Origin of the sequence: Cloacibacillus evryensis DSM 19522, from assembly GCF_000585335.1 — a bacterium.
Lineage (GTDB): Bacteria > Synergistota > Synergistia > Synergistales > Synergistaceae > Cloacibacillus > Cloacibacillus evryensis.
Genome location: NZ_KK073872.1, coordinates 876,474 through 899,985, shown reverse-complemented (window position 1 = coordinate 899,985; position 23,512 = coordinate 876,474). Strand labels below are relative to the sequence as shown.

26 protein-coding genes and 1 CRISPR repeat array (1 of these 27 running past the window's edge) are annotated in these 23,512 nt (G+C 59.2%); of the genes, 2 read left to right on the top strand and 24 right to left on the bottom strand.

All coding sequences use genetic code 11. The features are described from left to right. Nucleotides 1-70 precede the first annotated feature (70 nt). The gene (glgB, locus tag CLOEV_RS03905; RefSeq protein ID WP_008710692.1) at nucleotides 71-1,987 is read right to left on the bottom strand and encodes a 1,4-alpha-glucan branching protein GlgB; all 1,917 of its coding nucleotides are present in this window, start codon (nucleotides 1,985-1,987) and stop codon (nucleotides 71-73) included. 62 nt (nucleotides 1,988-2,049) lie between these two features. On the opposite strand from glgB, the gene CLOEV_RS03900 reads away from it, so the two are divergent. Further along, the gene (locus CLOEV_RS03900) at nucleotides 2,050-3,480 is read left to right on the top strand and encodes an FAD-binding oxidoreductase (protein WP_034442028.1); all 1,431 of its coding nucleotides are present in this window, start codon (nucleotides 2,050-2,052) and stop codon (nucleotides 3,478-3,480) included. Between the two features lie 251 nt (nucleotides 3,481-3,731). Here CLOEV_RS03900 and CLOEV_RS03895 read toward each other — a convergent pair whose 3' ends face one another. Then, nucleotides 3,732-3,956, bottom strand: a complete 225-nt coding sequence (locus CLOEV_RS03895) for a hypothetical protein (RefSeq protein ID WP_008710688.1) — start codon at nucleotides 3,954-3,956, stop codon at nucleotides 3,732-3,734. Between the two features lie 57 nt (nucleotides 3,957-4,013). Then, nucleotides 4,014-4,550 carry a L,D-transpeptidase gene (locus tag CLOEV_RS03890; RefSeq protein WP_008710687.1) on the bottom strand — a complete coding sequence of 179 codons (537 nt, stop codon included), beginning with the start codon at nucleotides 4,548-4,550 and terminating at the stop codon, nucleotides 4,014-4,016. A gap of 460 nt (nucleotides 4,551-5,010) precedes the next feature. Here CLOEV_RS03890 and CLOEV_RS03885 point away from each other — a divergent pair, with 460 nt between their 5' ends. Beyond that, nucleotides 5,011-5,787: a MetQ/NlpA family ABC transporter substrate-binding protein gene (locus tag CLOEV_RS03885; RefSeq protein ID WP_008710685.1), complete on the top strand. Its 777-nt coding sequence runs from the start codon at nucleotides 5,011-5,013 to the stop codon at nucleotides 5,785-5,787. Nucleotides 5,788-6,495: 708 nt separating this feature from the next. Here CLOEV_RS03885 and CLOEV_RS03880 read toward each other — a convergent pair. The 21 genes from CLOEV_RS03880 to cas6 form a co-directional block, all read right to left on the bottom strand. Further along, on the bottom strand, nucleotides 6,496-6,951 hold the full coding sequence (locus CLOEV_RS03880; protein ID WP_245591104.1) for a cupin domain-containing protein: 456 nt from the start codon (nucleotides 6,949-6,951) through the stop codon (nucleotides 6,496-6,498). Between the two features lie 67 nt (nucleotides 6,952-7,018). Then, the gene (locus tag CLOEV_RS03875; RefSeq protein ID WP_034442026.1) at nucleotides 7,019-8,242 is read right to left on the bottom strand and encodes an ethanolamine utilization protein EutH; all 1,224 of its coding nucleotides are present in this window, start codon (nucleotides 8,240-8,242) and stop codon (nucleotides 7,019-7,021) included. A 69-nt stretch (nucleotides 8,243-8,311) separates the two neighbouring features. Then, the gene (locus CLOEV_RS03870; RefSeq protein ID WP_198006154.1) at nucleotides 8,312-8,857 is read right to left on the bottom strand and encodes a BMC domain-containing protein; all 546 of its coding nucleotides are present in this window, start codon (nucleotides 8,855-8,857) and stop codon (nucleotides 8,312-8,314) included. Next, entirely contained in the window at nucleotides 8,858-10,204 is a 1,347-nt protein-coding gene (locus CLOEV_RS03865) for a 4Fe-4S dicluster domain-containing protein (RefSeq protein ID WP_008710680.1), read from the bottom strand. A gap of 4 nt (nucleotides 10,205-10,208) precedes the next feature. After that, nucleotides 10,209-10,493, bottom strand: coding sequence for a EutN/CcmL family microcompartment protein (locus CLOEV_RS03860; RefSeq protein WP_008710679.1), 285 nt, complete (start codon nucleotides 10,491-10,493; stop codon nucleotides 10,209-10,211). A 15-nt stretch (nucleotides 10,494-10,508) separates the two neighbouring features. After that, nucleotides 10,509-10,775: a hypothetical protein gene (locus CLOEV_RS03855; RefSeq protein WP_008710678.1), complete on the bottom strand. Its 267-nt coding sequence runs from the start codon at nucleotides 10,773-10,775 to the stop codon at nucleotides 10,509-10,511. Between the two features lie 22 nt (nucleotides 10,776-10,797). Then, a complete protein-coding gene (gene eutJ / locus CLOEV_RS03850; RefSeq protein WP_034442025.1) occupies nucleotides 10,798-11,616 on the bottom strand; it encodes an ethanolamine utilization protein EutJ in 819 nt (272 codons plus the stop codon). Then, on the bottom strand, nucleotides 11,613-12,266 hold the full coding sequence (gene pduL / locus CLOEV_RS03845; protein ID WP_008710675.1) for a phosphate propanoyltransferase: 654 nt from the start codon (nucleotides 12,264-12,266) through the stop codon (nucleotides 11,613-11,615). Before pduL ends, eutJ begins: the two co-directional genes overlap by 4 nt. Then, nucleotides 12,263-13,027, bottom strand: coding sequence for an ATP-binding protein (locus CLOEV_RS03840; RefSeq protein ID WP_008710673.1), 765 nt, complete (start codon nucleotides 13,025-13,027; stop codon nucleotides 12,263-12,265). Before CLOEV_RS03840 ends, pduL begins: the two co-directional genes overlap by 4 nt. A 28-nt stretch (nucleotides 13,028-13,055) precedes the next feature. After that, nucleotides 13,056-13,337, bottom strand: a complete 282-nt coding sequence (eutM, locus tag CLOEV_RS03835; protein ID WP_008710667.1) for an ethanolamine utilization microcompartment protein EutM — start codon at nucleotides 13,335-13,337, stop codon at nucleotides 13,056-13,058. A gap of 110 nt (nucleotides 13,338-13,447) precedes the next feature. Further along, nucleotides 13,448-13,735 (bottom strand): BMC domain-containing protein, encoded by a 288-nt coding sequence (locus CLOEV_RS03830; protein ID WP_147564200.1) that lies wholly within the window; start codon nucleotides 13,733-13,735, stop codon nucleotides 13,448-13,450. A gap of 69 nt (nucleotides 13,736-13,804) precedes the next feature. Continuing rightward, on the bottom strand, nucleotides 13,805-15,292 hold the full coding sequence (locus tag CLOEV_RS03825) for an acetaldehyde dehydrogenase (acetylating) (RefSeq protein ID WP_051484869.1): 1,488 nt from the start codon (nucleotides 15,290-15,292) through the stop codon (nucleotides 13,805-13,807). 1 nt (nucleotide 15,293) lies between these two features. Continuing rightward, a complete protein-coding gene (locus CLOEV_RS03820) occupies nucleotides 15,294-15,860 on the bottom strand; it encodes a BMC domain-containing protein (protein WP_034442023.1) in 567 nt (188 codons plus the stop codon). Between the two features lie 3 nt (nucleotides 15,861-15,863). Continuing rightward, nucleotides 15,864-16,514 carry an ethanolamine utilization microcompartment protein EutL gene (gene eutL / locus CLOEV_RS03815; protein ID WP_008710663.1) on the bottom strand — a complete coding sequence of 217 codons (651 nt, stop codon included), beginning with the start codon at nucleotides 16,512-16,514 and terminating at the stop codon, nucleotides 15,864-15,866. 17 nt (nucleotides 16,515-16,531) lie between these two features. After that, a complete protein-coding gene (gene eutC, locus CLOEV_RS03810) occupies nucleotides 16,532-17,455 on the bottom strand; it encodes an ethanolamine ammonia-lyase subunit EutC (protein ID WP_034442022.1) in 924 nt (307 codons plus the stop codon). A 12-nt stretch (nucleotides 17,456-17,467) separates the two neighbouring features. Next, entirely contained in the window at nucleotides 17,468-18,838 is a 1,371-nt protein-coding gene (locus tag CLOEV_RS03805; RefSeq protein ID WP_034442021.1) for an ethanolamine ammonia-lyase subunit EutB, read from the bottom strand. A gap of 65 nt (nucleotides 18,839-18,903) precedes the next feature. Then, a complete protein-coding gene (gene eutA, locus CLOEV_RS03800; protein ID WP_245591103.1) occupies nucleotides 18,904-20,349 on the bottom strand; it encodes an ethanolamine ammonia-lyase reactivating factor EutA in 1,446 nt (481 codons plus the stop codon). 7 nt (nucleotides 20,350-20,356) lie between these two features. Next, nucleotides 20,357-20,857 carry a EutP/PduV family microcompartment system protein gene (locus tag CLOEV_RS03795; RefSeq protein WP_198006153.1) on the bottom strand — a complete coding sequence of 167 codons (501 nt, stop codon included), beginning with the start codon at nucleotides 20,855-20,857 and terminating at the stop codon, nucleotides 20,357-20,359. Continuing rightward, a complete protein-coding gene (locus CLOEV_RS03790) occupies nucleotides 20,812-21,120 on the bottom strand; it encodes a BMC domain-containing protein (RefSeq protein ID WP_341459361.1) in 309 nt (102 codons plus the stop codon). Before CLOEV_RS03790 ends, CLOEV_RS03795 begins: the two co-directional genes overlap by 46 nt. A gap of 41 nt (nucleotides 21,121-21,161) precedes the next feature. Next, complete coding sequence (locus tag CLOEV_RS03785; protein WP_034442016.1) at nucleotides 21,162-22,298, bottom strand: 1-propanol dehydrogenase PduQ; 1,137 nt, start codon at nucleotides 22,296-22,298, stop codon at nucleotides 21,162-21,164. A gap of 267 nt (nucleotides 22,299-22,565) precedes the next feature. Beyond that, nucleotides 22,566-23,318 (bottom strand): CRISPR-associated endoribonuclease Cas6, encoded by a 753-nt coding sequence (gene cas6, locus CLOEV_RS03780; protein WP_034442014.1) that lies wholly within the window; start codon nucleotides 23,316-23,318, stop codon nucleotides 22,566-22,568. Nucleotides 23,319-23,501: 183 nt separating this feature from the next. Further along, nucleotides 23,502-23,512: direct repeats of the CRISPR family, unit length 30 nt; it runs 612 nt beyond the window's last position.

The following is a 23,512-nucleotide window of genomic DNA, read 5'->3' as shown; positions in this document are numbered from 1 at the left end:
AAAGCGCCCTCCGTATTACACAAAATTGCTGGAACATATTATACACTGAAACATTAAGGGAAGACCAACATTATAAACATAGCGCCGGAGCGCGCAAAATTATTATTCCAAGCGGCGGCAGCGTCAGCGCCGCGGAAAAATCCTGCCCGTGAAACGGGACCTCTTCTGCCTCGACGCCGCCCATGTTGCCGACTCCCGAGCCGCCGTAGATCTCCGCGTCGCTGTTAAGCGCCTCGTCCCAGCGTCCGCCGGCGGGTAGGCCGACGCGGTAGCCGTAACGCACTACCGGCGTGAAATTCGCGGCAAAGACGACGGAGCGCCCCTCCCTGTCGCGGCGTATGAATGAGACGACCCCCGCGTCGCGGTCGCTGCAGTCTATCCACTCAAAACCGTCAGGAGACGAATCGAGCTCCCACAATTCCGGCCTGCTCCGATAAAAATTATTGACGTCGGCAAACCAGCGCGCGATCCCGGCGTGCCGGGGGTCGCCAAGCTCATGCCAGTCGAGGCTGCGGTCGTGGTTCCATTCGCGGCTCTGCCCAAACTCCCCTCCCATAAAAACAAGCTTCTTGCCGGGGTGGCCGAACATCCAGCCGAACATCAGGCGCAGATTGGCCGCCTTCTGCCAGCCGTCTCCGGGCATCTTCTCCAGCAGCGAACATTTGCCGTATACGACCTCGTCGTGCGAGAAAGGCAGCACGAAATTCTCCGAGTAGGCGTACCACATGCCGAAGGTGAGCTGGTCGTGGCGGTACTTGCGGTAGACGGGGTCCTGCGACATATAGGAGATAAAGTCGTTCATCCAGCCCATATTCCACTTATAGCCGAAGCCCAGGCCGCCCAGCCAGACCGGCTTCGTCACCATCGGCCACGAGGTCGACTCCTCCGCCGTCACCGAGATGCCGGGGAAATCCGCGTAGAGCGCGCCGTTCATCTCGCGCAGGAAGGCGATCGCCTCTATATTCTCTTTGCCGCCGTACTTATTCGGTATCCACTCGCCGCCGCGGCGCGAATAATCGAGATAGAGCATCGAGGCCACGGCGTCGACGCGCAGTCCGTCCGCGTGATAGCGGTCGAGCCAGTAATGCGCCGAAGAGATGAGGAAGCTCCGCACCTCGTTGCGTCCGTAGTTGAAGATAGCGCTCTTCCAGTCCGGGTGGAAACCCTGGCGCGGGTCCTCGTGTTCGTAGAGCGCCGTGCCGTCGAAGCGCGAGAGGCCGTATGAGTCCGTCGGGAAATGCGACGGCACCCAGTCGAGGATGACGCCGATGCCGCGCGCGTGCAGCGCGTCTACAAGCGCCATGAAATCCTCCGGCGAACCGTAGCGCGAGGTCGGCGCGAAATATCCCGTCGTCTGATAGCCCCATGAGCCGTAAAAGGGATGCTCCATGACGGGCATGAATTCAACGTGAGTGAAGCCGTTCGCCTCAAGATAGGGCGGCAGCTCCCCCGCGAGGTCGCGCCATGAGAGGATGCCGTCGCCGTCGCCGCGCCGCCACGAACCGGCGTGCATCTCATATATCGACTGCGGCGCGTCCACGGCGTTCCGCCCCGCGCGCTTCGCCATCCACTCCGCGTCCAGCCACTCATGCGCGGGGTCGCAGACCACGGAGGCCGAGGCGGGCGGCAGCTCGGTACCAAACGCCAGGGGGTCGCTCTTTTCAAGCATCCCGCCGCCGGCGGTCCTTATCAGGTATTTATAACGGTGCCCGGGGGCCGCGTCGGGGACGAACCCCTCCCAGATGCCGGACGAATCCCACCGAGGCGAGAGCGGGCAGCCCTCGCGGTCCCATGAATTGAAATCGCCCATGACATAGACGTCTTTCGCGCCGGGAGCCCAGAGAGCGAAGAGGACGCCCGGACGCCCCTCGTGCTCCAGCGGATGCGCGCCGAGAAAATCATATATCCGTCTGTGGGTCCCCTCACGGAAGAGATAAACGTCTTCCTCGCCTGCAAGCGTCGGGCCATAAATTATCTCGTTTTGCATACACATCGCCTCCAGCCATATTTATGTTATTATATCCTGATATTAGGTTCGGAGGTATGTCAATGAACGATCTCTTTTCTTACAATAAAATCACAGTGGAAATCATAGAGGCCCTCAAGGAAAAAATAGGCGCGAACAACGTCTGCGCCGACGAGGAAAAGCTCGAAACCTACTCGCACGACGAAGTGCCGCAGAGCGCCTACGAGAAAAAATATACCGCGGAGCTGCTTCTCTTCCCCGAAAGCACCGCGCATGTCTCCGAAATAATGAAAATCGCCCACGAACGCAAGATACCGGTCACGCCGCGCGGGGCCGGCACCGGCCTCTCCGGCGGCGCGCTCCCGGCCTGGGGCGGCATCGTCATGAGCTTTGAGAAGATGAACCGCATCCTCGAACTTGACGAGGAAAACCTCACGATCACCGCCGAGCCCGGCGTCGTGACGGCGGAGATCAGCCGCACGGCGGCGCAGCACGGCCTGCTCTACGCCGGAGACCCCTGCAGCGGCGACGCCTCCTTCATCGGAGGCAACATCGCCGAAAACGCCGGCGGCAACAAAGTCATAAAATACGGCGCGACCGGCGCGCAGCTGCTCGCCCTGGAAGTCGTGCTCGCCGACGGCTCGGTCACCTGGTTCGGCGGCAAACGCCGCAAGGACGTCACTGGGCTGGACTTCGTCCATCTGATGGCCGGCTCCGAGGGGATACTCGGGATAATCACCAAGGCGGTGCTCAAGCTGATGCCGCTGCCGCGCCATTCCGTGGACCTGCTTGCCGCCTTCCCCGACGCGCGCAGCGCGATCGACTTCGTGCCGCGCATCATCACCGAGGGCGGCCTCATCCCCGCATCCATAGAATTCCTCGATCAAAAAGCTCTGAAACTCACGGAGAGATACCTCAACACCCAGGTACCGGCGGGAGACGCGGGCGCGGCCCTCATCATCCAACTGGAAAACAACGACGCCGGCCTCATTGAGAAAGAATTCGAGGAGATCGGCAAACTGTCGCAGAAACACGGGGCCAGCGAAGTCTACGTCGCCGACACCCGCACTACCAAAGATCGCATCTGGCAGGCGCGCAAAGCCGTGCCGGAGGCGGTCTCCTTCTTCTACAGCCGCTACACGAAAGAAGACCTCGTCGTCCCCACCGCGCTGGTGCCGCAGCTGCTGGAAATGATCCGCGAAAAAGCCGAGGCGGACGGCCTCGAATGGATCGCCTACGGCCACGCGGGCGACGGCAACATGCACTGCACGATAATCTCCCCCGACTGCGAGGACTGGCACGAACGGCTGCACGCGGTACAGGAACGGATATACGCGGAGCTGCTCAAAATGGGCGGCACCCTCTCCGGCGAACACGGCATCGGTTTCAAACGCAAAGGCTACATGAAATTCTTCCTCAACGAGGCGCAGTTGGAGCTGATAAAGCGCGTAAAACTCGCCTTCGACCCTCAAAACATCCTGAACCCCGGCAAACTCGTGGACTGGGAGAGATAAACGCGCGAAAAGCGAAAGGCTCCCGCCGCAGTTTTGCGGGCGGGAGCCTTTATTTGTCAGATAGTTATTTATCCCTATAGAACTATTGATTAATTCTCTTTGCCATATAAAACCTGACGTATCGTCCGCTGATTAGATGTACCAGCCGCTAAACAGGCAGCCCCCGAGCGGGGCGGAGGCGTATATTAATACGTTGGAGCCTCGGTCGGGGGCTGCTTGTGACGCGGATGGTGCATATAATCAGTGGTTCACTAGTAACCTAGCTCTTTTTTCGTCTTAGTAATGTCGGCCTCGGTCTCCTTTATCCAGCGGGCGAGCGTCTCCGGCTTTATCTTTTTTGATTTCGGGTCGTTCAGCAACGTGTCTAGCTTCTTCTCCTGTATCCGGAGCCACTCGACCTTCTCCTCGCGGAACTGTATGTCGGCGACGGCGTTTCCGCGTTCTCCGTCATCCTCTTTCACAAATGCGCGACTCATGGGCGTACCGCCTCCTTTCAATTTTTATTTCATAAGCGACGCCGATCCATCCGCTGATTATATCGTCTCCTTCAAAAACGGTATATCGTTGTTTTCGACGATCACGATCTTCATCTTCGGCTTGACATAGTTTACGAGGTCCTCGATATCGGGATTTTTGAGCCTGATGCAGCCGTGCGTCGCCCATCGCCCCACAGAGCCGGGATTGTTGGTCCCGTGGATCGCGATCTCCCACTTGTTGTAAAAAGAGATCAGCTTTGAGCCATAGGCTCCCGGGGCGGCCTTTCCCGGTTCATCGAACCACGCGGGGTCAAATACAAGCTTTGTGGCGTCGGGAATGACCCTGTAAATGGTAAAAGTCCCCGTCGGCGTGATCAGATCCAGGCGCGAGCTCTTGACCTTGCCGCGCCCCTTGCCGATGGAGACAGGCCAGCTCTTGACGACCTCCCCGCCCTTAAAGAGCGTGAGCCGCAGCTGCTGCTTGTTGACCTTGATCCAATACTCCCCCGCCTTCGGCGACCACGGAGAGGCGGCGGAAGCGGCCGCCGCGCAGGCAAAAAGTAAAAACAACGCGATGATGAATATCTTTTTCATAAGAACACTCCTAATTTTTTATAACTTTTTCTATTATAATACAAATCCGCTTTTCAGGCATAGCACTGCATGCTCAGTCTCTTCTGCTAAAGACTTTTAACACCGGCCCGCCAAAATAATGATCGACGTGCTTGACATTTCCAGACCGTTGAGTATAAAATCATCCCCAATGATTTTTCAGCGTCCATTTTGGAGGAAAGGAGGAAACGCCGTGTATTTGATAAACTGTTCTTCGATAATGTACATGATGATGTGCGCTCACTGCGGGTCCTCTCCTGAAATGGCCGGCGCTTAAGCACGCGTTGTCGTTACAGGACCGGGTCCGCCGCTGCGGGGCCGGTCCTTTTTTATGTCTTTTGAAGTCTTGGCGGAAGGGGGACTTTGCGGTTCAAAAGACGGTGAAGCGGTTTTCAATATAAATACGCAGATAAATATATTAAATCTTACTGGAGGTATCATTGTGAAAAAAGTTTTTCTCGCGGTTTTAGCGTTGCTGGTAATATCGTCGTCGGCCTGCGCGGCGGAAAAGATCGTCCTCGGCGTCACCCCCTTCCCCGCGAAGGAGATCGCCGACGTCGCCAAAGAGGTGCTCGCGAAACAGGGCTACGAACTGGACATCAAAGAATTCACCGACTTTGTGCAGCCGAATTACGCGCTGGAGGACAAAAGCCTCGACGCCAACTTCTTCCAGCACATCCCCTACCTTGAGAACATGAAGAGCGAAAAGAAGCTCGACATCGTGCCGCTCGTGAAGGTCCACCTCCTGCCCATCGGCATCTATTCGCAGAAGATAAAGTCGCTGAAGGATGTCAAAGAAAAGGCGGTCGTCGCGGTCCCCAACGATCCGACCAACGGCTTCCGCGCCTATAAGCTGCTTGAACGCGAGGGACTGCTGAAGATGAAGCCCGGCAACAAGCTGACCGCCGCCGACATCGTCGAGAACCCCAAAAAGCTTAAAATAAGAGAGCTCGAAGCGCCGCAGCTCCCGCGCACGCTCCCCGACACGACCATCTCCGTCATCAACATGAACTTCGCCGTAGACGCGGGACTTGATCCCTCAAAAGACGCCCTCGCGCTCGAATCGAAGGATTCCCCCTACGCGGTGGTGCTCGCCTGCCGCAGCGGCGACAAGAACAGCGCGAAGATAAAGGCGCTCGCCAAGGCGTTAAATTCGCCCGAAGTGAAAAAGTTCATCACCGAAAAGCTGGGCTCCAAGGGGGTCATTCCCGCCTTCTAATGTAAATCGGCGTTTATAAAAATCGGCGCGAATAAGCACCGTATGCGTCATAAGCCGGCCCCTGAGTGTCCTCGCCGTATGGAGAATACGGCTCCGGTACTCAGAGACCGGCTTATTTAGCCTACGGCACTTCTTCGCGCCGATTTTTTGTTATTATGCAAAACTGCTATTGTTGATTTCCTTTGGGAGAGGAGAAAGATAAACTGCGATTTATCTAAGACCTTTGGCTCCCTCTCCGATAAGCAGGGAGCCAAAACGATGTTTTTTCGTTTTGTGCGAGTCGCTTAGCTCCAGCGAAGCCGGTGGAGGAGGGTTGACTTTGAGTTTTGTTTTTCTGGTCTGAATTAAAACAAAACCCAAGGTCAAAACTCCTCCAGTCTCGGCGGAAAAACACCGCCGAGCCAGCCCTGGTGTAACTACCAGCCGATTCGCACAAATCAGAAAAACACTGATTTGGCTCCCTGGCCGCCTCGGGGAGGGGGCCTTTAAAGGCATAAATTAAAATCGCTGAATATCGACATATTGTTTTTTGTGGGTGCCCGCTAAATCCCAGTTTCTCTTCCCCCGCAATCGCGTAAATCGGCGTTTAGAAGTGCGAGTTGCTAAATAACTTAGGGCTCTGGAACCGGAGCCGTATATTAATACGGCGAGGACGCCAGAGCCCTAAGTTATGACGCAAATCGTGCTTATAAACGCCGATTTACAGTGTTACTGCCAGTTGGCGGGATAAACGAAGTACGCATACCTCGCCTTGTCGGGCGTCCGGAAGTGGATGTGGCTCCCCTTCGGGATGTAGATGATGTCTCCCGGCTTGCCCGTGACTACGCGGCCGTCTATCTCTATTTCGAGAACGCCCTCGAATACGACGTCGTATTCGTCGTAGGTGAGGGTCCACTCAAAGCTCGTCCTGTCCAGCTCCATGATCCCGGCGCCGATGCGCGGCGCCTCTTCGAGCGTCACGACGTCTTTGAGTTTCACTCCCGCCTCGCCGTGAAAGGGCTCGCACTTGACCGTTTCGCTTTTTATGAGGATTATGCCGCTCGGGTCCACGATCTTCGTGAAGCCGCCTGTGGCCGGTTGGCGGGCGGCCATGCTCTGCACGACCTCGGTCACGATCTCGCGCAGCATTTTTTCGCTTACGTTCATTCCGCTGGTATTTTCCATTTTTTTCGCCTCCTGTTTCGCTATCGGGCAGCCCGCGCAGCCGCCTTCGCAAAGGGCCGGCATTTCATCAGGCCTTTGCTTCCTTTATTTTCGCGAGCAGCATCGGCGCGAGGAAGTTCGCGAGGATGACCGCCGTGATGCCGGCGACGAGTTTACCGACGACGACGGGGAATATCATCTCGGGGTTCGCGCCGGCGGTGAAGCCGAGGTGGTCGCCGAAGACGAAGGCCGCGGAGACGGTGAAGGCGACGTTGAGCAGTTTGCCCTTCGGGTCCATCTTCTCAAAGATGTTGAACATCGCAATGTTGTTGGCGAGGTTGGCCACCATGCCGGCCGCCGCGTCCTCGTTCATTCCGAGATGGCGTCCTACCGTCTCAAGCGCGCCGCCGAAGGTGCGCGTGATCCACTTGACCATCGGGAAGGCCCCGATGAGTACCGTCGCGATCTGTCCGCATATCAGCAGTCCGTCTTCAAGCGGCACGCTGCCGCCCTCTTCCGCGGGAACTACCATCTTATCAAAGAGGGGGAAGTGGATGCCGGTTTGGTATTCGAATACCGCGACGGCGGTGAGGATGGTGATCAGGATCGTGACCGCCGTGCCGAAGACGTTGAAGCCGTTTATCATCTTCTGCGGCTTGAACCAGAGGCCGATGCAGATGAGGCCGGCGATTATTATGACGGGGATGAGGTTCACGAGGATCGTCCCCAGGTCTATCTTGTAGGGCGTCATGTTCATCAGCAGGCCGCCCGCGATGCAGCCGAGCGGGACGGTGATGAGTCCCGCGAGGACGCCCGCGCCGAGGTAGGGGCGGTCCTGCACTTTGATGATCGACAGCGCTACGGGTATCGTGAAGACGATCGTCGGCCCCATCATCGTGCCGAGTATCAGCCCCGAGAAGTTGCCGATCGATTCGTTGGCGGCAAGTTTCATCGCGAGCGGATAGCCTCCCATGTCGCAGGCGAGCAGCGTCGTCGCGAACATCGAGGCGTCGGAGCCGACCATGCCGTAGATGGGAACGATGATCGGTTTGAGGATTATCGCGAGCACCGGCGCGGCGGCGACGACGCCGGCCATCGCGATGGCGAGCGGGCCCATCGCGTTGAATCCGTTGTCAAATTCCTCTCCGTAGCCCCATTTGTTGCCGCGGATCTTGTCGACCGCGCCCAGGAGCATGAACAGCATCATCACGAAGATGATCGCCGAGTTGACAGAGAGGCCGCTGACCCAGCCATGCAGGCTTTCCGTGAATACCTGTATGTTTGAAAGGTTGCTGATCAGTTCGTCGAACATTTTTCATTCCCTCTTTCCTGTTTTACAAAGACGCCGGCACTGCCGTGGCCCGGCGTTTCCGGTTTTGGTTCATATAAGTTTCTCTACGAGCTGGCGCGACGGCTTCGGTATGACCGTCTTTGAAACCAGCAGCGCCTCCTCTTTCGCAGCCGCGGCGACGGCGGCGCGCACCGAGCCGACGTCCCCCGTGAGGGTGACGAAGCCTTTGCCGCCGATCGCGAAGCCGATGCGTATTTCGATGAGCCTCACATTAGCCGCTTTCACCGCGACGTCGGCCGCCATTATCGCCGAGGCTACGGAGAAGTATTCTATGACGCCCACGGCCTCGATCTCCCCCGGCTCGGTGGTCATCATGATCGCCGGGCATATCTGCGGGTCGATGTTCGGTATCAGCAGGTCGTCGACGACGTAATGCCCCGCCGCGCCCAGCCCCGCCTTCATCGAGGCGCGCACCGCGCCGACCTCGCCGTGGACGATGGCCACATATTTCCCGGGGCAGACGGTCGAGGCATGGATAAGTTCGACGTTCGCCGCCTTCACCATCACGTCGGCGGTGTTGACGCCCTCCGCGATGCTCGATAGTTCTATCATTCCGATAGCGTTTCCCATCTTCATTTACACCCCGCTTACTATGCGCGCGCCCTGCACGCCGATATCTGTTACAGTCCCGTCTATGCTTGCGTAGATATTCGAGGAAAGGCCCTCGGCCGCCTTCGCGATAAGGTCGCCGCGGCGCACCCGCGCGCCGTTCTCCGCCACCGCCTCCGCCGCCCTGCCGATGCTCTGCCGGAATGGTATGAAGACCTCTTTCGGCCGGTATTCGATACACCGGCCGGCGTGTCCCGGATAGTAGTCCCGGAGGCCGAGGCGCGCGACGAGCCTCTCCGTCGGTATCAGCCTGTCGCCGAACGAGCCGCGCGCCGCCGGATGCGGCTCGACTTTGGATTCAAGGCCGCGCGAGCGCAATACTCCTTTGAAGTATTCGTTGACGCGGCGCGGCGAGAGGTTCATCGGACAGGCGTAGAGTTCGCATATCCCGCAGCTGCAGCAGTTCATCGCGTCGCCGAAGGCGCGCACGAATTCCGCGTCGTCTTTTATCCGGCTCTCCATCCACAGCCCGCGCATCACCAGGTGGGGCTCCATCTCCTGCCCGATGAGCCAGCGCGGGCAGAGGTCGGTGCAGTAGCGGCACTGTATGCAGGCGCTGCGTGACTGGAGGCGTATCCGCTGCATCTTGAGTTTTGAACGTTCCACAAGGTAATGGTCGGGCGGCAGGACGAGTATATTGCCCGTCGTCTTCGTCACCACCGCCGCGTCGATCTTTTCTTTTTCCGAGAGGACCAGCCCCATCATCGGGCCGCCGTTGACGGCCGCGTATTCGGAGAGCCCGGTCCCCGCGAGCGCCACGCATTCGCGGAAATATGTGCCGATCGGCACGCGCAGCATGACCGGCTCGCGCACGTCCCCGGTGACGGAGAGGTATTTGTCCGTCACCGGCCTGCCCTCAAGCGCCTCGTAAACGCTCCGCATCGTTCCGACGTTGTCCACGACACAGCCGACGCTGATCGGGATGCCACGCGCGGGGATGCTGCGGCCCGTCACGTAGTAGACCATTGTATGCTCGTCTCCCGCCGGGTAGAAGGCGGGCATTTTCACGATCTCGATTGCCGCGCCGCTTTTTTCGATCGCCCGCGAGAGGGCCTCCGACTCCGCCTTGTATTTTGACTTGAGCGCGATAACGGTACGTTTGGCGCCGAGGTGGGCGGACACCGCCGCCGTCCCCGCGACGATCTCGTCGGGGAAGGTGCGCATGAGGTATTTGTCCGTCTCGATGAGCGGCTCGCATTCGGCCCCGTTGACGATGAAGCACTCGGCCCGCGTATCAAGCTTCGCGTAGGTCGGAAAGCCCGCGCCGCCCTCGCCGACTACCCCCGCCCATTTTATCGCCTCTAATAATTCCATCTTTTCACTCCCTCTTGCAGCCGGGCAGTTCAAAGTTGTCAACTATCGCCACCACCGTGGCGTCCACGGGGACTGACATGTCGCCCGCGGCGCTGCGCGCCGAGCTTCCTCCGACAAATATCACCATCTCGCCGCAGCCCGCGCCGATCAGGTCGACCGCGACTATCGGCGCCCCGTCGTCCTGACCCGTCGTTATATCTATGCGCTGAAGGATCAAGAGCGTGAAGCCGGAGAGCTTCTGTTCTTTGCGCGTAGCCCATATATTGCCGATCACTCTTGCGACCTTCATCGTATCTTCCCTCCGTCAGCAGCGTTTTATAACGATCCCGTGCGCCTGCGCGTATTCTTTGGCCAGGTCCGTCATTATCGCGCGCCGCGCGACACAGACCGCCGAGGCCCCGCCGCCGCGCGCGGCGATGATGTCTTTTTCCGTTATCACGCGTTTTTCGATCTTTATCTCGCCGGCGTCTTTCCCCGTCTCCGGGGCCGCGGCGCAGGGCGCGTTTTCCAGCGCCGCCAGTTTCTCAATGACGCGCGTCACGATCTCCGCGATCAGCTCTTCGTTGATCATTTTCAAGCAGGCCTCCTTCCCTCTATACCTTGCAGTTCATCGCGATCCCCGTCGGGGTGACGAGGAAGGGATTTTCCGGTTTCACCGTATGAACGCCGGTAACCTTTTCAAAGACCTCCTCGATGCCGGTGAGGCAGCTCGTTCCGCCGCAGAGGTATATCGTGTCGGTCTCGTCCGTGTCTATGTTGCGCGCGACGATCGTCGCCATCTTCTCGATCACGGGGCGCACGATGGGGAATATCTCCGCGTGCTTCCGATAGTCCTGCTTTATCACCTCGGCCTGGTCAAAAGGTATCCGGTAGTTGCCCGAAAGGACGAGGCTGAGGTGCGTCCCCCCGGTCGGTTCGTCGTAGATCTTCTCCACGACGCCGTCTTTGAATATCGCGAGCCCCGTCGTACCGCCGCCGATGTCCACGACTACGCCGTTTTCTATCTTGTAGACGGAGTTCGCCGCCGTCGGCTCGTCAAGTATCTCGGTCACCTCGAAGCCTGCGCCCTCCGCGATGTACCGGTGGGTGCGGGCGCTGCTTTCGGTCCCGGCGGGCATCGCGATCGCGCACTTGCCGAGCTCGGTGCCGAGCCGCCTTTCGAGCTCGCCTTTGAGCCGGCGCACTACCGCAAGCGCCCCCTGGTAGTCGACGACGACGCCGTCGCGGAGCACGCTTGCCCCCTCTTTTTCACAGGCCACGGGGTCGTCGTTTTCGTCGAGCACGACGATGACAATGTAGGCGGTACCGAGATCGAGGCCGGCCTTGAGTTTTTTCCCCGCCGGCTTGAAGCATCTCTTTTCGGAGGCCGCCACCTTCGCCATGCAGGCGTTCACCCTTTTCAGGTCCATCATTTGACGGGCCCCTGTTTCAATATCTGTCCCAGCGTGAAGCCGCGCACGTCCGCGGCGTTCGCCTCGTCAAAGTCTATGTGCATACGGTAGCTGAATTTATCGCTTACGCGCAGCACGACGTCCTGCAATATTACCGGCCTGTCGGTGAAGAGCTGCACGCTGACGATCTCGCCGTTTTTGAAGCCGAGGTGCCGCGCGGCGGCCTCCGGCACATGCACGTGGCGCTTCGCGATGATCACGCCCTGGGGGATCGTCACCGCTCCCTTGGGCCCCTCTATCGTGATGCGGCCGCTGCCGTCGATATGCCCAGACTCCCTTATCGGCGCGTCGATGCCGAGGGAGACGCAGTCGCTCTTTGAAAGTTCGACCTGCGTCTGGCCCCGGAAGGGGCCGAGTACCGCGACCCTGTCCATCCTGCCCTTCGGAGTGATGAGGCTGACGCGCTCTTCCGAGAGGTATTGCCCGGGCTGGGACAGGGGGCGCTTGGGCGTCAGGTCTTTTTGGGCGGAGCCGAAAAGTATCTCCCAGTCTTTTTCCGAGAGGTGCACATGGCGCGCCGAGACCTCGACCTCGACGAGCCCGGCCTCCGCGATCGCTTCAAGCACGCGGTTCACGATCTCCGCCGTTATTCCGTTCATCGCGCCGCTCATATGTTGTTCTCCTGCAAATAGAGGCACATCATGATGTGTACGGCGCTCGAGAGGCGGTTGAATATTTCGAGGATATCCTGCCGCTCATAGTTCGTACCGTTCTTAAAGGCGTTCACCGCCGTCACCTCCGCTTCGCGCACCGCCGCGCGCAGTTGGTTCAGCAGGGCGTATGCGACACCCATCTTGTAATCGGGCAGACGCATGTATTTCACATGGAAGAATTTCATCGGCGCGTGCGAACGCTCGCGCAGTTCTGCGGATGTGAAGCCGATTATCTTCTCCACACGCAGCGGCTCGTTCAGGGCGTCGCAGCGCATTATCTCGCGCAGCACGCCGAGGATGTCGTCAAGGTCCGCGATCACTTTGCCGTAGCCCGCCTTTTCGCTCAAGATCGCCTGGTCGAGCACGATGAGCGCCTGGAGGCTGTCCAGCTTGCCGCGAAAGGCTATCCGCGGATGGTTTTTCACCACCAGCATGTCTCCCTCGATCTGAGTCATGTACTCCGGTTTTTCAAGATAGAGCGCGCCCGTCTCGTAATCCCTGTATTTCGCCTGCGGCGGGAGCGCCGTCTCAGGCTTTTTTTCGGCGGGAGCCGCCGCCTGCGGGCGCTCGGAGGCGGACTCCCTGCCTATCTTTATCTTCCGCTGCTGCAGATACTCGCGCGCCGCGGGCGAGAGCATCATGCCCGCCGGCACGCGATATTCAGCGATTTCGCTTCTTTTGAGTTCGTCGCGCAGCATCGCCTCTGTAATAACTCTCAAGGGAATCAACTCCTAAGAGCGTCCCGGTTTACTTCAAGGTCGGCAGAAGGTAGTCGACATCCGCCGCGGGACGCGGGATCACATGAACGGAAAGCAGCTCGCCGACACGCTCGGCCGCCGCCGCGCCGGCGTCAGTCGCCGCCTTGACCGCGCCGACGTCTCCGCGTACCATGACGGTCACAAGGCCGCCGCCCACCTGCACCTTGCCGATAAGTTTCACGTTGGCCGCCTTCACCATCGCGTCGGAGGCCTCTATCGCGGGGACGAGCCCCTTTGTCTCTATCATTCCAAGCGCCTGCTGGTCTGCCATTTTCGCCACTCCTTTTGTCTTTTTAATCCTGTCTCGCTGACAGTCTCCGATATGGGCCTCCGTCCGGGCCGTGAACGGCCGGGCGGAGGCTCACGATGTTTTCGGCGCGCTTACGCCTCTGTTTTAAGTGTGGGCAGAAGGTAGTCCACGTCCTCCGCGGGGCGCGGGATCACATGCACGGAGAGAAGCTCTCCGACGCGCTCCGCCGCCGCCGCGCCGGCGTCAGTCGCCGCCTTGACCGCGCCGACGTCCCCGCGCACCATGACGGTGACGAGGCCGCCGCCCACCTGAACCTTGCCGATGAGGTTGACGTTAGCCGCCTTTACCATCGCATCCGCCGCCTCGATGGCGGGGACGAGCCCTTTTGTCTCTATCATTCCAAGCGCCTGCTGATTCATCATCTTTACATTCCTCCGTCAGTTTATTTTTTAAACTTTGCCTGACCGCTGTCCGGTATCGTCCGGCGGCTAGGCTCTTAATCTTTTCAGTATTTCCGCCACGACCGCGTTCACGTCCACGTTGTCAAACCGCGCCGCCTCGTCGATGCCGCTTTCGCAGATGCCGTCGGGACACGGCGGCATCGAGGCCCTCACCTCCGCCGTCGTTTTCAGCGGATAGGCGACGAGGCGCTTGTTGATGAGGTTGAGCGGCCCGACGTTGTCGGAGGTGGAGCTGCCGCCCTCCGCGCCGCAGCCGAGCGTCAGCGCGGGCACCAGTCCCGTCGTCGCGCCTATCCCTCCCAGCGTGCTTCCCCCGTTGACGATGACGCGCGAAACGGGGATGCGCGCCGAGAAGTGGGCGATGATCTCCTCGTTCTGCGAATGGATGGAGAAGGTATGCCCCGCCCCCTCGTAGCAAAGGATCTCTTCGCATTTTTCGCAGACCTGCTTATAATCGGGCGCGCGGTAGAAGGCCAGTATCGGCGCGAGTTTCTCGTTCGAGTATGGGTGGCCGTAGCCGACGCCGTCCTCCGGCGCTACGATTATCCTGGTGCCGGCGGGGATCGTGATATCCGCGAGTTTCGCGATGACCTGCGCACTTTTGCCGACGATCTCGGGGTTCATCGTTCCGTTCGCGCGGAGGATGTACTTGCCGAGCTTCGCCCGTTCGCCGTCGTCGAGGAAGCAGCAGCCCTGCCGCTCCATCTCGGCCTTGACCTCCTCAAAGTAGTCGTCCGTGCAGATCACGGACTGTTCCGAGGCGCAGATCGTGCCGTTGTCGAAGGTCTTGGAGGCGACTATCTGCGCCACCGCCTCTTTGAGGTCGGCGGAGCGCTCGATGAAGGAGGGCCCGTTTCCGGGACCGACGCCGATCGCCGGATTTCCCGAGGAGTAGGCCGCGCGCACCATCGCCGCGCCGCCCGTCGCCAGGATGAGCGCGACGTCCGTGTGGCGCATCAGCGACTCGGTCGCCTGCATCGTCGGCATGGAGATGCAGCCGACAAGGTCTTCGTTGCCGCCCGCCTCGCTGATCGCCTGTTTTATCACCTTGACGGATTCCATGATGCAGCGCTTCGCCTGCGGGTGCGGCGAGAAGACGATGGCGTTTCCCGCCTTCAGCGAGATGAGCGCCTTGTAGAAGGTCGTCGAGGTCGGGTTCGTCGAGGGGATGATCCCGGCGATGACGCCGAGCGGGACGGCGATCGTGCGCACCCGTTTCTTTTCATCCCAGTCTATTACGCCGACGGTCTTCAGGTCTTTGATATATTCATAGACCGCGCGGCTTCCGAATACATTCTTTATTTTTTTGTCCGCGGGGATGCCGAAGCCGGTCTCTTCGCAGGCCATGAGTCCCAGGCGTTCGGCGTTTCTCACGCCCGCGCCGGCGATCGACTTCACAAGCCGGTCGACGTATTCCTGGTTCTTGCCCGCAAGTTCCGCCTGCGCCTCTTTCGCCGCGCTCACCAGTTCGCGCACCTCTTGAACGGACAGAAGGTCTTTGTCACGCAGCTGCATATTATCTCCCCTGTTCCCTTTCTATCGCCGCAATGAGGGTCTTCCTGTTGGAGGTCCGTATCTTTTCCTCGCCCATGGAGAGCCCCAGCCGGCGCGCCAGCGCGCGGAGCTCTCTGAGCGTCATTGCGCCGAGTTCCTTATCGACGAAGCTTTCTTCGCGCTTCAGCTCCTTTTCCGGCTCTTTTGATGGAGCCGCCTCTTCTTCACGTTCCGGCGGAAGCGCCGCCGGCAGGAGTGACTTTTTTTCGGACTTATCCGCGCCCGCTTCCCTCTTTTCGGCCCCGGGAGCTCTCAGAGGAGAGGGAGACATCCCCTCGAGCATCGCGGCAAGCTGATCCGCGGGGCGCGCTATCACTGACGATGAGAGCAGCGCCTTTCCGGACGCCGCCCGCACCGCGGAGAGCGACGCCTTGACCGCGGCCACCTCGCCCGTTATCAGGAGCGAGACGAGGCCGCCTCCGTCGCGGCGGCAGCTCTGAAGCCGGACGCCGGCCGCTTTCAGCGCGACGTCCAACCCGTCTACCGCGGGCAGGTATCCGAGAAATTCCATCAGCCCCAACGCTTTCATCGTCTATACTTTCGGGTTCTCCGCGACGTACTCTATCGCCGCCGCGAAGGCGTCGCAGGCCGCCTTGCAAGCCGACTGTGAGCCGGTGAGCAGGCCGCCGCCAAAGTTTGTTTCGGAGGGCGGCGCGTAGAATGCGCACATGCTGACGTCGGCGGCTTTCATCGCGGCGTCCATGCCGTAGACCGCCTCCAGCGGCGGCGCGATGAGGTAGGCGAGCGCCTCTCCCTCGGCGATGCCCGCCACCTTCGAGAGATAGGAGCCGGTGCGCGATATGCAGAAGGCGTAGTAGGGCACCGAGTCGTCGTCGTTCGCCGAGACGAAGTGCGCCACATTTTCTATCATATCCACCGCGGCGGCCAGACCGCTCTTGACCTCGGCGGGGTTCGGCCCCGCGAGGATGCCGATTATCTCTCCCACGTACTTCGTCGTCGCGTTGCCGGCCCCGGCGTACATGCTCTTCGCGTATACGACCTGAACGTCGGCGGCTTTCGTCGCCTCGTCGAGCGCCGTGTAGGTGACGTCGTCGGAGTCCGAGGTGATGAGCGCCAGCGAACGCTGAGAGGGCGACAGCCCCAGCTCTTTGGCGAGAGAGGGGTCAACGTTGGGAATTATCTGTGTTGCAAGTACATTAGCCTTTAAAGGATCTCTTTTCATAGCCCGTGCCTCCCCTGTTACAGTTTCAGGTCTGTTCCGCTGGCCTTCTTTTCCAGCATTATCTTGATGACTTCCGCGATGTGGGCCCCCGCCTCGACAGGCGGCGTGCCGTCTTTATGGATGTTTGAGATTACCGTCCTTCGTGCCTCGGGCATGCCGACCGTACCCTTATAGGTGATGTAGGCCGACATCGATTCGGCGGTGATCAGGCCGGGGCGTTCGCCCACGAGGTCGCAGGTGACGGTGGCTCCCGTGATCTCCGTGATCTCATCCTCGACGCCGACGCGCCCATATTCCACAAAGAAGGGAGTGCCTACGTCGATGCCGTAGCTCTGAAGTCCCTGCATGAGAGCCGGAAGCAGGTCGGGGATGTTCGCCACTACCGCCGCCGACGAGAGCCCGTCGGAGACGAATATCTGCACCGTGGGGTTCTTCTTGCATTTTTCCTTTATCATCGCCACTCCCTCGGGAGTCAGCTTGCGGCCGAGGTCCGGCCGCGTCAGGTATTCGTCCTTGCTGGTGCACATGGTGCGGACGACGAAGAGGTTCAGCTTCTCGACGAACTCCAGATCCATCGGCGAGAATACCGCGTCCTGCGCCGCGGAGTGCGCGGCGCGGAACTCAAGCACCGGCAGCGTCTTGTAGCGGGCGCCCGCTTTGCCGATGCCGAGGCGGGCGGGAGCGTACTGCTTGAGGTCGTAATAGGCGTCGCGGTTCAGCGGGGTTTCCACCAGATACTGTTTGCGGATATCGATCGCCGAAACGTCGGGGATGAAGCCGTCGTCCACCTTCACGACGCTTTCCGTGGTCAGCCCGTCGGAATTTTTAACGACGTCCGCGACCTCGGCGGCGGCCGGCGACCGGACCGGAGCGGCGTTTCCAAGATTCATCTCCGTCAGTACCTGCTCTATGATCGTTTTAAGCATATTCTGATCTACCATTTTCAAAGCCTCCTATCTGCCCGCGAATGCCGAGGCGTCTCCCGCCAGCGGCGTGAGGCGGCCGTCTTTGAGGAAGCCCATCTTCTCGAGCCACTTCTCGAAGGGCTTGATCGGGCGCAGGCCGAATATCTCGCGCAGCGTCTGGGCCTCGTGATAGCCCGTGCACTGGTACATGAGCATGCAGTCGTCGCCCTGGGGGACGCCCATGATGTAGTTGCAGCCGGCCGCCACGAGCAGCGCCGCGAGGTTCTCGATGTCGTTCTGATCGGCCTTCATATGGTTTGTATAGCAGGCGTCGCAGCCCATCGGTATCCCGGACAGCTTGCCCATGAAATGGTCCTCCAGCCCCGCGCGCGTCACCTGCTTCGAGTCATAGAGATATTCCGGCCCGATGAAGCCGACGACGGTGTTGACCAGGAACGGGTGGTAATGGCGGGCGAAGCCGTAGCAGCGCGCCTCCATCGTCAGCTGGTCCCAGCCGTTATGCGCGTCGGAGGAGAGCTCGGAGCCCTGCCCCGTCTCGAAATACATTACATTCGGCCCCGTCGAGGTGCCGTGGCGGAGCATCATTTCACGCCCCTCCTCAAGCATCGCGGCGGTGAGCCCGAAGGCCTCGTTGCCCTTCTGGGAGCCGGCGATCGACTGGAACATGAGGTCTATCGGCGCGTTGAACTTGCGCACCGCCTCCGTCTGCGTCGTAACGTGCGCCAGAACGCAGATCTGCGTCGGGACTTCCCACTTGTTCTTGAACTCGTCGAACATCTTCAGGATGCGCGCCACCGACTCAACGCTGTCGTCAACAGGGTTGAGCCCGAGCACCGCGTCGCCGCAGCCGAGGCTGAAACCCTCCATCACCGAGGCGATGATGCCCTTGGGATCATCGGTCGTGTTGTTGGGCTGAAGGCGCGACGAGAAGGTCCCCGGCAGGCCGATCGTCGTGTTGCAGTGGGCCGTGACGGGGATCTTCTTCGCCGCGTAGATGAGATCAAGGTTGCCCATCAGCTTGCAGACGGCGGAGACCATCTCCGACGTCAGCCCGCGCGAAGCGCGGCGGATCATCGCCGTCGTCGTCTCCTCGTCCAGAAGCCATTCGCGGAATTCGCTGACCGTCATATTCTTATGTTCGTCATAGATCCTTTCGCTGATGTCGTCCTGGATGATGCGCGTAACCTCGTCCTGCTCATAGGGCACGGCGGGGGTGTTGCGCAGCTCCGCGAGCGTCACTTCGGAAAGGACGACCTTCGCGGCGACCCGTTCCTCCGCGTTTTCCGCGGCGATCCCGGCAAGTTTGTCGCCCGACTTCTCCTCGTTCGCTTTGGCCATTACCTCGCGCAGTGACTTAAATTCATAGGTATGGCCCAAAAGTTTTGTCTTGAGCTTCATGCAGCTATCACCTCTCCATTTTTGATGTAACTACGAAATCTGAGGCCGGAAGAAAAATTTTCCGCTCAGGAATTGAAAATAAGCGTCTTTATCACGACCGGCAGCACATGTCCTCCAAATACAGGCTCGCCTAAATCTATATAATCACCGCTGGCTGAATGTATCCCGTCGATACAGATCACCGGCTTTTTGTGATCAAGCTTTACATTGAGCGCGTGCCCCAGCGCCTTGCCGATATCCGTCTCGACGACGACTATCAGCGGGAAGGGGCCGTCTATCAGCGTGCGGGCTCCGGAGATCACCGCCTCGGCCAGCCGCTGTACCGCGGAAAACGACTTATAGCGGTCGCCCGAGAGCGAGATCGCGATCTGCTCCTGCCGCCCCTCCGGCATAAAGAGCGGCAGCTGGAACTTTATCGAGCGCTCCACCCTTTCGGGAGTAGCCTCATCCTCATCCGGCACGCGCAGGATCGGGATATTCTGTATCGGCAGTATCCCCGGCGTGTAGGCGATCGTGCTGCCGCTGATCTCCGTGGCGCAGGTCCCCGCGCCGACCACCGTCGCCCGGATCGTCTCCGCCGGCGTATAGAGCTTCACCTGCGAGAAGGCGGGCTGCTTTCTGATCTCGTCCCCTAGGATGACGCCGATGTCTCCGAAACGGAAAAGGTCGCCCTGCGAAGGGCTGTAAACAAAGTCTGCCACGCCGCCCGAGAAGGTCACTCCCGTGATAGCGGGAAGCCCCTCGGGGAGCCCCTTGCCGTCGTTCGTATAAAGGTAACGGCAGCTCTCCGACCGCGGCAGAAGGCCGACAGCCTCCGCGAGGTATCCCGCCATCAGGCGGCAGAGGCTGCGCAGCCGCTCCGCGTCCGCCCTCTCGCCCGCTTTGACGGCGAGCCCGTTGTCGGCGGCGATCTTTTCTATCTTCGGATAGACGTAGGTGATGAAGTCGTTCTCCACCTTCACAAGGCGGCCGCCGATGTCGAGGCAGGTGACGCCGCGCAGGCTGCCCTTCTCATAGAGCGCGATGTTGCTCGTGCCGCCGCCGACATCCAGATTCGCGACCACCGCGCGGTTGTCCTCGGATATCTTGTCCGTACCCGCGCCGCGCGCCGACAGGACGGACTCAAGGTCCGGCCCCGCCGTCGCCACCACGAAATCGCCGCTCAGCGCGGAGAGCGCCGAAAGCAGCTGGTTGGCATTCTTCTTGCGCGCCGTGTCTCCGGTGATGATGATCGCCCCCGTATTCACCATGGCCGGCGTCATTCCCGCCCGTTTGTACTCCTCGGTGACGATCCTCTTCACCGCCTCCGCGTCGATCTCCGTCGACGAGAGCAGCGGAGTGAAGTAAATGGGGCTCCGGTAAAAGACCTCTTTGCCGACAATGGAAATGCGCGGAGCCGTGTAAGAACTGGCGCGGTTCTCTATCTTGATCCTGCTGAAAATGAGCTGCGTCGTCGATGTGCCGACATCTATGCCGACGCTTGTGATCGTCTCTCCGCCCAATCTGCCCACCTCTTTCTTAATCTAATGAATCAATGAAATCTATAAATTCCTGAATACCCTCGCCCGTATAGGCGCTGGTAACAAATACCCGCTTCACTCCCGCGCGCGCCAGCCGCCGCTTCGCCTCTTCGATCTCCTCCGGCGAGGCGATGTCGGCCTTGGTCACCACTCCGGCGACCGGCTTGCCGAACATCGAGGCGAACGCCGGCGGGAAAAAACTCTGTACGGCGGCCGCGCTCTGGAGAAATACGATGAGCCCCGCCTCCGCGGACGCCACAGAGAGCGCCCCGCGCAGGCCGCCCCTCTCAAGGTACTCGCCCGGCGTGTCGATGATGAAGCCTCCGACGATGTCGAGCGTCTGCGTCTTGCGGTAGCGCAGCTCTTCGCGCATCATCGCCTGCGTCAGCGTCGTCTTGCCCGCCATCGAGGCTCCGATAAAGATGACGCGCCGCCCCTTGCCGGCGACGGACATCAGGTGCGCGTTATGCGCGCCGGCGTAAAGGCCATCAGGTCGCAAAGCACCGACATGACGTCGCGCATCGCCGCCTCCACCGCCGCCACATCTCCCGTAATGAGCAGCGAGCCGTTGAAACGGTCCACGTAGCCGATCGAGATATTCGCCGCCTTGGAGGCGATATCGGCGGCGATCATCGCGCCCTCGCTCGGCGTGATCGTGAAGATGCCGATCGCCCCCTCCGTCTCGAAGAGGCCGAGCTTCCCGTAAAGATCCGCCACAGGATGAGCGATGACATGCGCCAAGGTGACTTGTTTACCCGGCACAAACTCCTGGATTATCCGCTGTTTATTCTCAAATTCACCGGTCATGGCAGTTTGCCGTTATAGGCGTTTTCAAAGACCTGACGGATATCATCCCCGGTGCAGCGGCGCGGCGCGGTCGTGAGACAGCCGTCGGCCAGGGCGTCCTCCACCATCTCCGGCAGCTTCCCGCGGAAATCCGCCTCGCTGACGCCGGCCTCCCTGATCGTCGGGGGGATATCCATCTTCCTGGTCCACGAACGTATCGTGCGGATGACGTTCAGCGCGCTCTGCCTTACGCTGACCGTCGAAATATCGCAAAGATAGGCTATCTTCGCGTAACGCTTCGCCGTATCCGTCAATTGGGTCGCGCAGCCGGCGTTGAAACTCATCACATAGGGCAGCAGGATCGCGTTCGCGCGCCCGTGGGCGATATGGAACTTCGCGCCGAGCGTGTGCGCCATCGCGTGGTTGAGGCCTAGCCCGGCGTTGGAAAAGGCGATGCCCGCCATGCAGGAGGCGTTGTGCACGCGCTGCCGCGCCTCATAATCGCCCGGCTCCCGATAGACGGTGAGCAGATAGCGGTAAATGAGCTTGATCGCCTTCTCCGCCATCGCGTCCGTAAAATCCGTGCGGTTCGTTGAGACAAAAGCCTCTATGGCGTGCGTCAGCACATCCAGCCCCGCGTCGGCCGTCACCTTCGGCGGCACGCTCATCACAAGCTCCGCGTTCAGCACCGCCGAGGTCGGCAGCAAACTGTCGTCTACCATCGGGTATTTGACATTCTTTTTATGATCCGTAATGACGGCGAAACTGCTCACCTCGGAGCCCGTGCCGCTCGTAGTCGGGATCGCAGTGAAAGGACAGGGAGGAATAGCCCCCTGACGGTGCGCGAAAAAGACGATCGCCTTCGCCGCGTCGATCGGCGAACCGCCGCCGAGCACGACGACGTGATCTGGCTTGAACTCCACGATGCGCGCCATCCCCGCGGCGACGGTCTCTATATCCGGGTCGGCCTGCACATCGGAGAAAATCTCATATTCCGCTCCGGAGCCCTGAAGATAATCGGTGACATAGGATACCTTGCCGCTTGAAACCATAAAAGGGTCGGAGACGATGAAGACCCGCCGCGCGCCGCCTACGGCATCGGCCAATGCGTCTTTTCCCATGTATATAGTGGTAATTGAAGAAAATTTTTCCATAACTTTCCTCCTTAAACATTACCGGAGATCTATTTATCATACGTAAGTTAAGTATAAGAATAAAAGACGGCCACACCACGGTCTATCTACGCAACGGAAGGTAGGCAAAAAAAACCGGTCCCCCTGCGTATTTTGCGCAGAGGAACCGGGGGAATGACATCAGATATTGTGCAGGCAGAATCTCGTGAGAGGGGTGATTGCAGCTGAAATTTAATGTTTAATGTACGTCTATTTGCGTATTTTTATACGAGTGGACATCGACACTGCCTAACAGGCTGGCATGATACAGCCGAAGCCCAGGCTGTTCTTTGCCCCCAGGCCGCAGTCTAAAGCCACCTGAAGCAACTCTTTGGGGCCTTTCAGTTTGAATCTGCCCTCCCAGCCCTTTATGGGGAAAGAGTTGTCCTCCTTGAATTTCGCAACTCGCTCTTTTGGCACGCCTATTGGAAGTATTTCAACAACGCCTTCCGGAACTTCGGCCGCTGTGTGTATTGCCCGAAATTTTCGATTAAGATTGTTATGTATAGAATTTGAAAAGTCCTTTTCAAATGGAGAAAAGTAAGCCGTGTATTTACGCCCGTCATGCCGCAGCATCTGCGAATAACAACTAATCGGAGAAAGCGTCCTGATCATTATTTCATCAGATGCGGCATTGTAACAATTCACCTCAACCCTTTCGCAGCACACAGTATTTGCCCCTATATGCATATATTTATTCATTAACGCACCGCTCGCAATGCCATCCATTGTCGACGTTATCGGAGTGGATACTACTAAACGAATCGGCAAATCAAATTCTAAAAAACCTCCGGCAAGTCTTGGGGGCTTTTCCGCTATTGGCCAGCTCATCGCGAATAATTTTAGCGGACGGTTATCGATTATATAGCCCTGATCATGGAGAAACGCAGCCCTGTCAGGAGGAAGAAGTTTATATATCAACGATTGGAAAAGATGCAAGTTGGAGCATGGCAGCCTTAATACTCTCGATTCATGAGAATTAATAAACAGCGATATGTGCATTTCCACACCTCCAATTACCGTAGTTATACTTTTTACCTACCCCAAGATTACCATGACCGGCTCCTTTTGAAAACAAAAAACAAGATGAACATCTCAAGGCACGATACCAACCACAGTGATTAAACTCCTCATAGGAAGGTTCGAAATTAGGGTCAGCCCGGAGGAGCAGCGTTTTTAGGTGTAATTTTCAATCT